The sequence below is a fragment of the Exiguobacterium sp. s11 genome, from assembly GCF_018619015.1.
GTDB lineage: Bacteria > Bacillota > Bacilli > Exiguobacteriales > Exiguobacteriaceae > Exiguobacterium_A > Exiguobacterium_A indicum.
Window position 1 is genome coordinate 154,209 of sequence record NZ_JACSNF010000004.1, and the last position, 12,436, is coordinate 166,644.

General features: G+C 47.6%; 13 protein-coding genes and 1 riboswitch. Of the genes, 7 read left to right on the plus strand and 6 right to left on the minus strand.

Annotation, left to right across the window (positions count from 1 at the left end):
• Positions 1–34 precede the first annotated feature (34 nt).
• A complete protein-coding gene (locus KNQ12_RS13345) occupies positions 35–1,657 on the plus strand; it encodes an ABC-F family ATP-binding cassette domain-containing protein (RefSeq protein ID WP_023469778.1) in 1,623 nt (540 codons plus the stop codon).
• A 63-nt stretch (positions 1,658–1,720) separates the two neighbouring features.
• Positions 1,721–2,101, plus strand: a complete 381-nt coding sequence (locus KNQ12_RS13350) for an NUDIX domain-containing protein (protein ID WP_214748834.1) — start codon at positions 1,721–1,723, stop codon at positions 2,099–2,101.
• Between the two features lie 226 nt (positions 2,102–2,327).
• Here KNQ12_RS13350 and KNQ12_RS13355 read toward each other — a convergent pair whose 3' ends face one another.
• The 5 genes from KNQ12_RS13355 to KNQ12_RS13375 form a co-directional block, all read right to left on the minus strand.
• Positions 2,328–2,795 (minus strand): SRPBCC family protein, encoded by a 468-nt coding sequence (locus tag KNQ12_RS13355; protein WP_214748837.1) that lies wholly within the window; start codon positions 2,793–2,795, stop codon positions 2,328–2,330.
• A 76-nt stretch (positions 2,796–2,871) separates the two neighbouring features.
• On the minus strand, positions 2,872–3,819 hold the full coding sequence (locus tag KNQ12_RS13360) for an ATP-grasp domain-containing protein (protein ID WP_214748840.1): 948 nt from the start codon (positions 3,817–3,819) through the stop codon (positions 2,872–2,874).
• Entirely contained in the window at positions 3,816–4,874 is a 1,059-nt protein-coding gene (locus KNQ12_RS13365; RefSeq protein WP_214748844.1) for an LLM class flavin-dependent oxidoreductase, read from the minus strand. The genes KNQ12_RS13360 and KNQ12_RS13365 overlap by 4 nt, the downstream gene beginning before the upstream one ends.
• A gap of 74 nt (positions 4,875–4,948) precedes the next feature.
• A riboswitch (SAM riboswitch) is annotated at positions 4,949–5,051 on the minus strand.
• Positions 5,052–5,160: 109 nt separating this feature from the next.
• On the minus strand, positions 5,161–5,799 hold the full coding sequence (locus KNQ12_RS13370) for a DUF975 family protein (protein ID WP_214748846.1): 639 nt from the start codon (positions 5,797–5,799) through the stop codon (positions 5,161–5,163).
• Between the two features lie 193 nt (positions 5,800–5,992).
• Positions 5,993–6,778 carry a DUF817 domain-containing protein gene (locus KNQ12_RS13375; RefSeq protein ID WP_214748849.1) on the minus strand — a complete coding sequence of 262 codons (786 nt, stop codon included), beginning with the start codon at positions 6,776–6,778 and terminating at the stop codon, positions 5,993–5,995.
• Between the two features lie 153 nt (positions 6,779–6,931).
• Here KNQ12_RS13375 and KNQ12_RS13380 point away from each other — a divergent pair, with 153 nt between their 5' ends.
• From KNQ12_RS13380 to KNQ12_RS13400, 5 genes are all read left to right on the plus strand, one after another.
• Positions 6,932–7,597 (plus strand): YczE/YyaS/YitT family protein, encoded by a 666-nt coding sequence (locus KNQ12_RS13380; RefSeq protein ID WP_214748852.1) that lies wholly within the window; start codon positions 6,932–6,934, stop codon positions 7,595–7,597.
• Between the two features lie 154 nt (positions 7,598–7,751).
• Positions 7,752–8,207 (plus strand): MarR family winged helix-turn-helix transcriptional regulator, encoded by a 456-nt coding sequence (locus KNQ12_RS13385; protein ID WP_214748855.1) that lies wholly within the window; start codon positions 7,752–7,754, stop codon positions 8,205–8,207.
• A gap of 1 nt (position 8,208) precedes the next feature.
• Positions 8,209–8,844, plus strand: coding sequence for a nitroreductase family protein (locus tag KNQ12_RS13390; protein ID WP_214748860.1), 636 nt, complete (start codon positions 8,209–8,211; stop codon positions 8,842–8,844).
• Positions 8,845–8,894: 50 nt separating this feature from the next.
• Positions 8,895–9,530: a nitroreductase family protein gene (locus KNQ12_RS13395; RefSeq protein WP_023469790.1), complete on the plus strand. Its 636-nt coding sequence runs from the start codon at positions 8,895–8,897 to the stop codon at positions 9,528–9,530.
• Positions 9,531–9,606: 76 nt separating this feature from the next.
• Positions 9,607–10,923: an FAD-dependent oxidoreductase gene (locus tag KNQ12_RS13400; protein ID WP_214748864.1), complete on the plus strand. Its 1,317-nt coding sequence runs from the start codon at positions 9,607–9,609 to the stop codon at positions 10,921–10,923.
• A 21-nt stretch (positions 10,924–10,944) separates the two neighbouring features.
• Here the strand turns inward: KNQ12_RS13400 and KNQ12_RS13405 are convergent, their stop codons facing one another.
• Positions 10,945–12,381 (minus strand): DEAD/DEAH box helicase, encoded by a 1,437-nt coding sequence (locus tag KNQ12_RS13405; protein WP_214748867.1) that lies wholly within the window; start codon positions 12,379–12,381, stop codon positions 10,945–10,947.
• Positions 12,382–12,436: the final 55 nt, after the last annotated feature.

A 12,436-nucleotide genomic window follows, 5' to 3' on the forward strand; every position in this document is an offset into this window, starting at 1 on the left:
ACATCACTTACTAGAAACGAGGGTTCATCTCTATATGATTACAGTACAAAACGTCGGTCTTCGCTTTGCAGATCGAAAATTATTCGAAGACGTCAACATTAAGTTCACACCAGGTAACTGTTACGGTCTGATCGGTGCGAATGGCGCTGGTAAATCGACATTCTTGAAAATTCTCGCTGGTGACATCGAAGCACAACAAGGCGATGTCATCATCACACCAGGCGAACGTTTAGGCGTTCTCCGTCAGAACCATTACGAATACGAAGAATTCCAAGTCATCGAAACGGTCATGATGGGACACAAACGTCTCTATGAAGTCATGAAAGAAAAAGATGCCATCTATATGAAAGAAGATTTCTCAGACGAGGACGGCATGCGTGCTGCTGAACTCGAAGGTGAATTCGCTGAGATGAACGGTTGGGAAGCGGAGTCGGAAGCAGCGATGCTTCTTCAAGGACTCGGCATCAAGGAAGACCTTCACTCGAAAACGATGGCTGAGCTGACAGGATCTGAAAAAGTTAAAGTCTTGCTTGCGCAAGCGTTGTTCGGTAAACCAGACATTCTCTTACTCGATGAGCCGACGAACGGACTCGACCTGAAAGCTGTCAAATGGCTTGAAGAATTCTTGATCGGATTCGAGAACACGGTCATCGTCATTTCCCACGACCGTCACTTCTTGAACAACGTCTGTACGCACATGGCGGATCTTGATTACGGTAAAATCCAACTGTATATCGGAAACTATGATTTCTGGTATGAATCAAGTCAGCTTGCTTCGCGTATGGCAAGTGACCAAAACAAGAAAAAAGAAGAGAAGATTAAAGAACTTCAAGCCTTCATCGCACGTTTCAGCTCAAACGCCTCAAAAGCGAAACAAGCGACGTCACGGAAGAAATTGCTTGATAAAATCACACTCGACGACATTCGTCCATCGTCACGCCGCTATCCGTTCGTCGGCTTCACACCGGAACGTGAAATCGGAAATGATCTCTTGATGGTCGACGGCATCTCGAAGACGATCGATGGCGTCAAAGTCCTTGATAACGTCCGCTTCTCGTTGAACAAGACGGATAAAGTCGCGTTCATCAGCCAAAGCGATATCGCGATCACGACACTATTCAAAATCCTTATGGGTGAGATGGAACCGGATAGCGGTACGTTCAAATGGGGCGTCACGACTTCCCAGTCATACTTGCCGAAAGATAACTCGGAATTCTTCGAAGGCTCGGATAAGACGATCCTCGATTGGCTCCGTCAGTATTCACCGGCAGATGAGAGTGATACGTTCCTCCGTGGATTCCTCGGTCGGATGCTCTTCTCTGGAGAAGAAGTCATGAAAAAAGCATCTGTCTTATCCGGGGGCGAAAAAGTCCGTTGTATGCTTTCAAAAGCGATGCTCAGTGGTGCTAACGTCCTTGTACTCGACGATCCAACGAACCACTTGGATCTCGAATCGATCACGGCACTCAACGATGGTTTGATCGCTTATAAAGGCGCAATGCTCTTCAGCTCGCATGACCACCAGTTCGTCGAAACGATCGCGAACCGCATCATCGAGTTGACGCCAAACGGTATCGTCGATAAAGAAACGACATACGATGAGTATTTGAACAACGATACGATTCAACAGCAATTAACAGCGTTATACGCACAATGATTTAAAAGAGACCGGAACTGTCGTTTCGGTCTTTTTTTGAACATGTTGAAGGAGGAATGCGATATGCGACATCGGGTATGCGCTGCGTTGATTGAAGAGCAACAGATCCTAATGGTCGAATTACATACCCCTTCCCGGACATTTTGGACGTTACCCGGCGGAGGTGTCGCGAATGGTGAAACAAAAGAGCAAGCCATCATGCGAGAAGTGTTAGAAGAAACGCATCTTCACGTCACGGTCGAACGGAAACTTTACGAGATTTCAATGGATCAAGGAACAGAGACATGTTTTCTCGTTCGCCGTGCCTTAGATAGTCCTGGACCTCGACTCGGGATCGATCCTGAACTATCGCTTAATCAACAAGAATTACGAGCTGTTCGGTTTCGACCACTGAATGAGATGCAAAATGATTCACAGATTTCTCGTTTGCGTCTACTATCGTAACGATATAATCTTTGGATTAAATGAAAATTTAATAACCGTATTTATACTTAAAAATAGTAGTCGGTAACTAAGCATTTTGATAATCCAAAATCGCTCGATCCAGCGATAGAAAACGAGAACGTTATCAAGGTGTCGACTGCCTATCCGTTTTACCGAGTGATCATAAATCGTATACGAATCGATAAGATATGAAAAAACGGATTCCCCAGTGCGGGAATCCGTTTTTTCATGCATTGTTCTTCTTTTGTTTCGCTGCCTCTTCTTCGACACGTTGCAACAAGCCTTGAACAATTTTCTCGTTTTCTCGTTCGCCACCGAGTGACAAGAGACTTTTCCCAACGAAGTTCACTCCTTCATTTTTTCCTGTATAAATCAACAGACAACGATCGTGTCCAAGTGGTTTGAGCGTAAACGTCATCTCGATCTTGAATATTTTAGCCAATGTGAATCCAATCGTATTTTGCTTGAAGTCAGGCTCGTTCGTATAGGCTAAATCGGTCACGATATAGGTTTCGAGTCGATTACCCTGCATGTATGTTTGACGATACGTCGAACCGACGACACCCGGTTTTCGTTCAATCACCTCGTGCTGGACGACGTTTGGAATCAAACGCTGCAATCGCGTGTGATCAAACAAGTGCCATGCTTCCTCAATCGGGATATCGAGCTGTCGTTCTTCTCTCCACGTAATCATAGATCCGCCCCCTTTTCTATAGAAATACCCTGTCATCCGGTCTTGTAACGTCCGGTGACAGGGCGGGAGCAGATTCTTATTTTACTGTGCTTGTTTCAAGGGCTGCACCGAGGAACTTCGCTAGTTCGAGCATGCCGTAGCGTCCTGCAGCTGCCTCGGCATCCGAATTATAGTTCGTATTCGTATTGACGTCATACGTATAGATCGTACCTGACGCATCCTTAATGAACTCGATGCCTGCGACCGCGATTTGGTTCGCTTGGAGGAATGCTTCATACTTTTGGATGATCGGGTCATCGAAGCCTTCAACGATTTGGAACTTCATCGGCGTTTGTGGCGCTTCTTCACCAACTGGGCAGAACAAGTCGTCGATTACACATGCATCCGCTGGGCAAAGCTCAAAACCTTCTGATGTATCGACTCGAACCGCGTAGACGAACTTTCCACCTACGAACTCACAACGTGTGATGTACGGTTCTGGTGCTTGAATATACTCTTGAATCAACGTGATGCCATCGACTGGTTCGTCGAATGTCGGACCGTCGAGATAAGCTTCAAGTGCTTCAATCGAGTGGAACAGCTGGACGCCGAGACCTTTTCCGGCACGGTTGTGTTTCGTGATGAATGACGAAACACCGATTTCTTTTGCTGCTTGTACGATTTGATCGCGTCCGACGGCAGCCGTCGTCTTCGGTACACGAATCCCAGCCTTCCGCAACGCCGTGTATTGATTGACTTTGCTGACTTCAAGACGAAGCGCACGCGTTCCGTTAAAGACGGTCCGGTCATGCTCTTCTAACCAAGCGAGGACCCCTTCCGTCAATTCCGGCGCGTAACGATGCCCCCGCGTATGCGAAGAGGCACTCATCCGGCTGTAAAAGACGCCTTCTGGCGGCAGTTCGTCCAGCGGAACGATCCCTTCATTCAAGTGCCACTCTTCATACGGTAACTCGAGTTCTTCGAGACGTTTGATGAGATGGTCCGTCCATTCTTGATTTTCGTGGAGAATATGAATTTTTGTCATGATTGTTGACCTACCTTTCGTTTCGCTTCGACCAGTGGCATTACGTCACGAGCAAAACGTTCCATTTCTTCGAGTTGTGGTGAGAATTGTAATAAGAGTAACGTGACACCAACAGCTTCGAATGCTAGAATCCGTTCAGCGATTTGTTCTGGTGTTCCGATTAAATTCGGACGTAGACCACGGTTCGAGACGGAATAATCGTTTCGTTCGACCTGTTGTTCGAGTTGCGATTTACTGATGAAATCTTGATAACCGGCATAACCGGCGCTGTCTTCCTTAACGTCCGTGATGCGTTGCCACTCAAGAAGCGCTTCTTCTTCCGTATCCCGACAAATGATGTAGGCAGCAAGACCGAAGCTCTCAAGCGGTGCGTGTCCCGTCGCTTCCCGGCGTACTTTCATATCATTGATTTTATGAGCTACTTCTTCAACAGTGCCTCCATGCATGACGTAGGCATCACAATGTTCGACGATCGTCCGTTTTCCGGCTTCACTCTCTCCACCAGCGTAGAGCTTAATCCCCGGACGCTGGATGGGTTTCGGATGGAGTTCTGCCTGTTCGATCGTGTAGTGATGACCGAAGAAGCTGTACGGTGACGCATCTGCCCATAGTCCTTTCATGACCGTGACGAACTCTTCCGTCCGGGCATAGCGCTCATCATGTGCAGTAAAAATACCGTTGTATTGTTTTGCTTCTTCTGCCCACCAGGCTGAGACGACATTGAGCGTAAATCGCCCTCCACTCAACTGATCGATGTTTGCCGCCATCTTCGCCGTCGTCGCTGGATTATGGAACCCGGGACGAACCGCTGTCATGATCTCAAGGCGTTCTGTTGTTGCAGCAATCGCCGCTGCCGTTGTCCATGCCTCAAGACTCGGTTCCTTGATGCCTTTGATATCGTTCAAGTTCAATTCCGCAATCAACGTCGTCGAGAAGCCGATGCGTTCAGCTGTTTGTGCGACTTGTTTCGCATAATCGAATGTTGCTGGCATCTGTTCATCCTCGACGTTACGTAACCATCCCCCAAAAATCGGTAACCAAAAACCATACTCCACTCCATCGTCCCCCTTATCATAAAAAAACGCTCTTTTCGAAGTTCGAAAAGAGCGACGGTATCTTGTCCTGTCCGCTCTTATCTTCAGAAGGTATTCCTTCCTGGAAGTAGCACCTTCCGCCATAGCGGGGTTGCTGAAGTGTCTTCGGGCCAGTCCCTCGACTTCTCTAGATAAGATGTGTTGCATTCATCGTACAGAATTCATTGAACTAAAGCAACCATTAAACCGTCTTTTCCTATCGGATTTATTTCAAAGAAAAATCCCGACGTAGTGTCGGGATTCCGGATTAATATGGTGCGACGAAATCTGATGTTGGCTCTGGTGCTTGTTCACCACGAACACGATCATAGAATTTGGCAAGCGTGACGCTGAAGTATGGTCCAACCCATAAGACAGCAAGACCAAGTGTAACGATTACAAGTAATGCCCAACCAATGAATGATAGGAAGAGTAAGAATGCTTCCATCTTGTGACCATCCATGAGTTGGCGTGAACGCGTGATGGCCTCGAGGATACCGATCGATGGTTCATCTCGAAGGATGTAGAACGTCAACAAGTAAGAGAATGACTTGATGATACCAGGGATGATTAAGAGTAACGTCCAGAGCGCGATAAAGATGAACTGAACAATGGCCAGCCCCACCACTTTCAGGAACATACCATATGGCTCAAACAAATCCGTCACTTTCGTTTCTTCGCCACGAGCAATCGACATGGCAATCCATGTCCAACCGACTCCTACTGGAATCAATAAAATCGACACCAATGATACAACGAGATCTATACTACTAGACGGCTCATCGATATCCGATCCAAATAAATTAGGAACACCCTGAATAATACTAAACAGCAGAAAAGCTAGGACTGCAAATCCCCAACGACCGCTGAGCGACTCCTTCGCTGCTTTCTTTAATTGAGATGACATGAGTAAGGTCCTCCTTGAAAAATAAGTTCTCACCTTACTCTACGGCTTAAAATTTCTAATGTTTCACTCTTTTTTCAATAATTTCCCGTCTCGTTGCTGGTTGAGCCAAGCACGCTCAAGTTGTCGTCCACATGTTAGAACGAACGTTGAACATCGAAGCGCTTCATCGCAAACGAAATGTCATGTTTTTCGTCTATGTACGCTGATATATCTCCACAGCCGGATCCTGACGCTTGTATTTCGCGACGATGACGATCAAAACCGTGATGATCACAAGCAGGAACCAAGAAGACAATTTTCCAAGATCAACGACTGCCCAGCCTCCTTCCTGATGCGGATAGACCCAGCCTTTAAAGAACGTCACGATGTTCTCCGCGATCCAAATGAAAAAGGCAATCAGTAAAAAGGATAGGACGAGCGGCATCCGGTAGATCGTCTGCTCGATCGTAAAATGAACCCATGACTTATAGAAGACAAGGACGACGAGGACCATCAATAGCCAGCGTGCATCGAAGATCCAATGGTGGGTGAAGAAGTTGAGATAGACGAGACTGCCTACGCTGATCGCAAGCCAAGGCGGTGGAAATGCTGTGAAGCGTAAATGAAATCTTCGGAACGCTTGACAGACATAACTTGCGACACTTGCATACATGAATCCTGCATACAAGGGAACACCAGCCACTTTCGTTAGAGCCTGTTCCGGATAACTCCAAGACCCAACGTTCACTTTGAACAGTTCAAGTGCTAGACCGATGACGTGAAACAATAAGATCAGTTTGAATTCCTCCATCGTTTCATAACGTGTGACGAGTAAGACGATTTGGACGAGAATACACCATAGCAACAAGAGATCATATCGAGCAACCGTTTCAGTAGGAAGATAACGTGAAAGAGCAAGCGCTGCGAAAATCATCACGGGAAAGACGCAACAGACGGCTTCTATGTATGTAAAACGAATCAGGTGCCGGATCGCTTTCATCCTGTCATCTCCTTTTTTCTTCAGTATACGTTTCTCTTTCGACCTTCCCCTCCTTCTTAAGATGGAAAAAACGGAAAATTTCGTCTTTCTTCTTCTACTTTCCTCATGATACAGTTAACGAATCAATTATTTTTAAGAAATGAGGTGTTAGACATGACGCGTCATCGTGCTTCCTGGTTATTACGCGCTACGTTAAAGTGGGGACTCTTCCTACTCGGTTTATTTTTACTCGCTCTCGGCTCATCGATGATGATCACGGCTGAACTCGGTGTCTCGACGTGGGATGTATTACATCTTGGTCTCCAAAAGAAGACGCCACTATCCGTCGGAACGATCATCTTACTTGTTGGTCTATTACTCGTTTTCGTTAAGTACGCATTAGACCGCGTCACACCGCAAATCGGAACGCTCGTCAACGCGATTTTCGTTGGTGTCTTCATGAATCTTGTGCTTGGTTCTCATCTCTTACCCTCTTTTGAATCGATCTGGTTGAATACGCTCTGGCTGATTTTCGGTATCTTCATCATTGGGATGGGCGCTGGTCTGTATGTCGCTGTCGGATACGGGGCTGGTCCACGTGATGGGTTGACGCTGACACTTGCAGAGCGCTTCGGAACGTCGATTCGTCTGATGCGGACGATCATGGAAGTCACGGCATGCGGCATCGGTTGGTTGCTTGGGGGACCTGTTTTCTTCGGTACGATCCTCTCGATTTTCTTAATCGGACCATTCCTACAATTTTGGTTGTTCTATTTCCGTCGGATCATTGCAGCGATCGATGCAAAAGGAATTCCAGCGTCTAAACGCCAAATTAGCTAAGTCGCCTGACTCGATATCATTCCGCGTGAATGATATCTCTTTTTATGTTAAAAGCAAATAAGTTGCGTCATCAAATTAAACACGTTATATTCGTTTACATATCAATCTTTGATACGTCAAAGGTTTCTTCGAACGAAGAGAAGGATGTGATGGATTGAGTATCTCCTGCACTGAAAAAGGACGGTTGATCTATGCACTCGTTTCTGTCAATAAGACGATTGCTCAAAAATTCGATCTCTGTACGGATGGTTTCAGTCAGACTCGAATGGATCTACTCGCTCAACTACAAGTCGATCAAACGATTAGCCAAAAAGAGTTACAAAAACGCGTCAATGTCGATCATGCGGCAGTGACCCGTCATCTCAAGCACCTGGAATCGACCGGGATGATTGCTCGCGAGCGTTCAGCCGCTGACAATCGGGTGATTCTTGTTTCCTTAACGGAACAAGGGGCGACGCGCATCGCACGATTACGCGAACAAAAAGATGAGTTTCTCGAGGATCTACTCGAAGGATTCTCTGCTGAAGAACAACGGACGTTAGCTGAGATGATTCAGCGCATCGAAGCAAACGCTGACGCATTACCTAAACCAAAAGAGGAGTCGATTTAATATGGCAACGCAAACTCAAACAGACTTCATGGAAATCGTCAAAGGACGCCGTTCGATCCGTAACTACGATACAGACGTGAAGATCTCAAAAGAAGAAATGACACAAATCCTTGAAGAAGCAACACTCGCACCTTCTTCCGTCAACATGCAACCATGGCGTTTCCTCGTCATCGATAGCGAAGAAGGAAAAGCAACACTTGCACCACTCGCAAAATTCAACCAAGTCCAAGTCGAGACATCTTCTGCTGTCATCGCTGTCTTCGGTGACATGAACGCAGTCGATCAACTCGAGAACATCTACGATACAGCTGTCGCAAAAGGACTCATGCCACAAGAAGTACGCGATCGCCAAGTACCTGCGATCCAAGGTATGTACAGCAGTATCTCAGCAAACGATTTGAAAGATAGCATCTTGATCGACTCAGGTCTCGTTTCGATGCAATTGATGCTCGTCGCTCGTGCGCACGGATATGATACGAACCCAATCGGCGGTTACGAGAAAGATCAAATCGCGGAAGCATTCGGTCTTGAAAAAGAGCGTTATGTACCGGTCATGTTGCTATCGATTGGTAAAGCGGTTGACGCAGGATACCCATCGGTTCGCCTACCAATCAACGACATCGCAGACTGGAAATAAGTTTTTCACACTATAAAAAAGAAAAAACACACAAGGGAGATTGAACAATTATGACTACTCAAACAACAACGGACTTCATGGAAATCGTTAAAGGACGTCGCTCGATTCGTAACTACGACACGAACGTAAAAATTTCAAAAGAAGAAATGACACAAATCCTTGAAGAAGCAACACTTGCACCTTCTTCTGTCAACATGCAACCATGGCGTTTCCTCGTTATCGATAGCGAAGAAGGAAAAGCAACACTCGCACCACTCGCGAAATTCAACCAAGTCCAAGTCGAGACATCTTCTGCTGTCATCGCTGTCTTCGGTGACATGAACGCGGTCGATAGCATCGAGACAATCTACGATATGGCTGTTGAAAAAGGTCTCATGCCACAAGAAGTACGCGATCGCCAAGTACCAGCCATCAAAGGTTTCTACCGTCCAGAAGACGTTGAAACATTACGTGACAGCATCTTGATCGACTCAGGTCTCGTTTCGATGCAATTGATGCTCGTCGCTCGTGCACACGGTTATGACACAAACCCAATCGGTGGTTATGAAAAAGACCAAATCGCAGAAGCATTCGGTCTTGAAAAAGAACGTTATCTTCCAGTCATGCTGCTTTCAATCGGTAAAGCAGTCGACGCAGGATACCCATCAGTTCGTCTACCAATCGCTGACATCGCAGAGTGGAAATAAGCGATCTCACCTAGTCCGGATTCCTTTCACAGGAATCCGGCTTTTTTGTATACTCAAAGAAAAGGAGGCGTCTGTGATGTATGATGTGACGATTATCGGAGCCGGTGTGGCAGGAATTTTCCTCGCCCATCAGCTCGTTGAAGATGGACAACGCGTCCTACTGCTCGATGCCGGAAAACCGATTCGCGAACGAACAGCAGAAGATGCGTATCTTGGATTCGCAGGGCTTGGCAAATCAGAAGGAAAGTTCAATTATGCGACGGGATTCGGCGGGGAACTCGTCTCAAAAATCGGTGAAGAGACGACACGACGACTGTTCGAAGAAGTCGATGATCTCTTATGTACATATGGTGGAGGTACAGTTGAGACCTATTCCACGCATTCCCCTACTGTAGCGTCTCGTGCTCGTCGCGCCGATCTACATTCGGTCGAGACGACCGTCCGTCATTTAGGCACAGTACGGACAGCTGCTGTCTTCACGGCGTTTGAGGACGCCTTATTACCGCGTCTCGATGCCCGATTCGAAACGACAATCGAGCAGATCACGAAGTCGAAGTCGTTTACGATCAAAACAGCGGACGAGACCTTCGTCAGTCAACGGATCGTGTTCGCGACGGGTCGTTCTGGTGCAGACTTTATGTTGCACCAGTTAGCGACGCTTGGTATCACCCCACAGCGGACCCGACTCGATCTCGGGGTGCGAATTGAGACGGATGAGGTACTATTTCGGACTTTGTTACAGGAGACGTTCGAGACGAAGCTCGGTTACGACTCGCCTTACGGTCAAGCCGTCACCTATTGCATGAATCCGCGCGGACGGATCATCCGCAAATATCAAGAAGGACTCGTCATGCCGGACGGTCAAAACGTCCACGAGACAGCAGACGGCTCGACAAATCTGAACTTCACGCTATTTCTCCCGCGGTATTTTTTAACACTAGCGAAAGCGAATGCGTATGCCACGCGCATCATTGGCGGAATCAACCAAGGTGGTGATCGCATTCTCGTTCAGCGACTCAGTGATTTCCGAGCATCGCGAGCGACGGCACACGATCAATTGAGTCGTAACACCATTGTCCCTTCCCTAACCGCGTCCCCCGGTAATTTGCATGCAGAAGTGCCTGCAGAAGACCTGCTCGTCTTAGAAGGGTTTTTAGAGCGCCTTGAACAACTCCTTGAAGTGGAACTTCCGGGAGATACGTTGCTTTACGGATTAGATGGTAAGTTTTACGCACCGATGCTTGAGACGTCAGAGACGTTTGCGACGACATGTCCCGGTGTCTATGCGATCGGGGATTGTTCCGGTGCCACATACTCGCTTGCCCAGGCAGCCGCTAGCGGACTCCATCTTGGGCATGCCTTGACGCAAAACAGCCGGTCCCTCTTCGCTTAAGCGGAGAACGACCGGCTTGTCTTATTTCTTGAATGCTTCGTACACTTTCAATTGTTTCCCTTTGACCTTCGTCGTCTTCATCGCCCGGAGGACAAGCGGACCTTTCCCGTTGAGGATATCGACATACGTCAACGTATCCTGAATCGAGATGATGCCGATGTCGTCTGCTGTGACGCCTTCAATCTTCGCAATCGTTCCAACGAAGTCGACGGCACGGAGTTTTTTCTTCTTCCCACCGTTAAAGAACAATTTCATGATGTCCGCATCAAGCTGTTCCGTTTTCGAAGAACGCGTATCTTCCGTCGCCATCTTCTCCTCGAATGCATCCGCTGTCCGCATCAAGTCCTTTTCTGTCGGTGCTTGGCGACGTGTCAGCTTCCCGTGATACTGCTCGATTTCCTTTAGGCGACGTTCGTCTGCCGGCGTGACGAGACTGATTGCTTGTCCTGCTGCTCCTGCACGCCCCGTCCGACCGGTCCGGTGAACGTAGCTTTCTCGTTCGACAGGGAGATCATACTGGATGACGTGCGTGATGTTCTCGATATCGATCCCACGTGCCGCGACATCTGTTGCGACAAGAATTCGGAACTTCCCGGCACGGAAGGCTTTCATCGCATCGAGTCGATCGTCTTGTTCCATTCCACCGTGAATTGCTTCAACCGGATAGTCATGTGCGCGGAGACCATTCGCGACGAAATCGACGTGTTCTTTCGTCCGACAAAAGATCATGCAGCGATCCGGATTTTCAGCGACGAGGACATCTTTCAAAATCGCAAACTTCGTCTTATCCGTCACCGGAATATAACTATGCGTAATCGTCGAGACGACGGTTTCACCCACTTCGATCCGTTTTGGTGCCTCCATGTAACGGTCACTCAACTGTTCGATGTCTTCTGGGAAGGTCGCAGAGAACAATAGTGTCATCCGCTCTTTTGGTAACTCGGACAGGATGGCATCGACTTGATCGAGGAAGCCCATATTCAGCATTTCGTCCGCTTCATCTAAGACGACATAACGGACTTTCTCAAGCGATAACGTGCCTCGCTCGATATGATCGCGTACGCGTCCCGGTGTGCCGACGACGACGTGTGTCTTTTGTTTGAGCTCCGTGACTTGTCCGCGGAACGGTTGCTTGCCGAAGACAGCTGTCGCTTTGATGCGCTTATAACGTCCGATGTTCATGATATCTTCTTTGACCTGTAAGGCAAGCTCACGTGTTGGTGTTAAGACTAAGACTTGTGGTTTATTTTCTTCCCACTCGACGAGTTCACACAGTGGAATCGCAAACGATGCCGTCTTTCCGCTCCCTGTCCGTGATTTGACGATGACGTCTTTTCCAGATAGTACGACCGGAATGACGGATTGCTGGACTTCGGTTGGTGTCGTGTAGCCGAGTTGCTCGATTGAATCGAGAATTGGTGTACTTAAGTTAAAATCATTGAATCGTGTACGTGTCATAGAATGTCCTCATTTCTTATCGTAAAAAAAGCTTCCCACCGAAACGATGAGAAGC

Excerpts from the sequence above, each read along its gene's own strand:
- KNQ12_RS13360 (WP_214748840.1), bottom strand. The coding sequence starts at position 3,819 with ATGACAAAAATTCATATTCTCCACGAAAATCAAGAATGGACGGACCAT.
- KNQ12_RS13370 (WP_214748846.1), bottom strand. The coding sequence starts at position 5,799 with ATGTCATCTCAATTAAAGAAAGCAGCGAAGGAGTCGCTCAGCGGTCGT.
- KNQ12_RS13355 (WP_214748837.1), bottom strand. The coding sequence starts at position 2,795 with ATGATTACGTGGAGAGAAGAACGACAGCTCGATATCCCGATTGAGGAA.
- KNQ12_RS13405 (WP_214748867.1), bottom strand. The coding sequence starts at position 12,381 with ATGACACGTACACGATTCAATGATTTTAACTTAAGTACACCAATTCTC.
- KNQ12_RS13390 (WP_214748860.1), top strand. The coding sequence starts at position 8,209 with ATGGCAACGCAAACTCAAACAGACTTCATGGAAATCGTCAAAGGACGC.
- KNQ12_RS13345 (WP_023469778.1), top strand. The coding sequence starts at position 35 with ATGATTACAGTACAAAACGTCGGTCTTCGCTTTGCAGATCGAAAATTA.
- KNQ12_RS13375 (WP_214748849.1), bottom strand. The coding sequence starts at position 6,778 with ATGAAAGCGATCCGGCACCTGATTCGTTTTACATACATAGAAGCCGTC.
- KNQ12_RS13380 (WP_214748852.1), top strand. The coding sequence starts at position 6,932 with ATGACGCGTCATCGTGCTTCCTGGTTATTACGCGCTACGTTAAAGTGG.
- KNQ12_RS13400 (WP_214748864.1), top strand. The coding sequence starts at position 9,607 with ATGTATGATGTGACGATTATCGGAGCCGGTGTGGCAGGAATTTTCCTC.
- KNQ12_RS13395 (WP_023469790.1), top strand. The coding sequence starts at position 8,895 with ATGACTACTCAAACAACAACGGACTTCATGGAAATCGTTAAAGGACGT.
- KNQ12_RS13350 (WP_214748834.1), top strand. The coding sequence starts at position 1,721 with ATGCGACATCGGGTATGCGCTGCGTTGATTGAAGAGCAACAGATCCTA.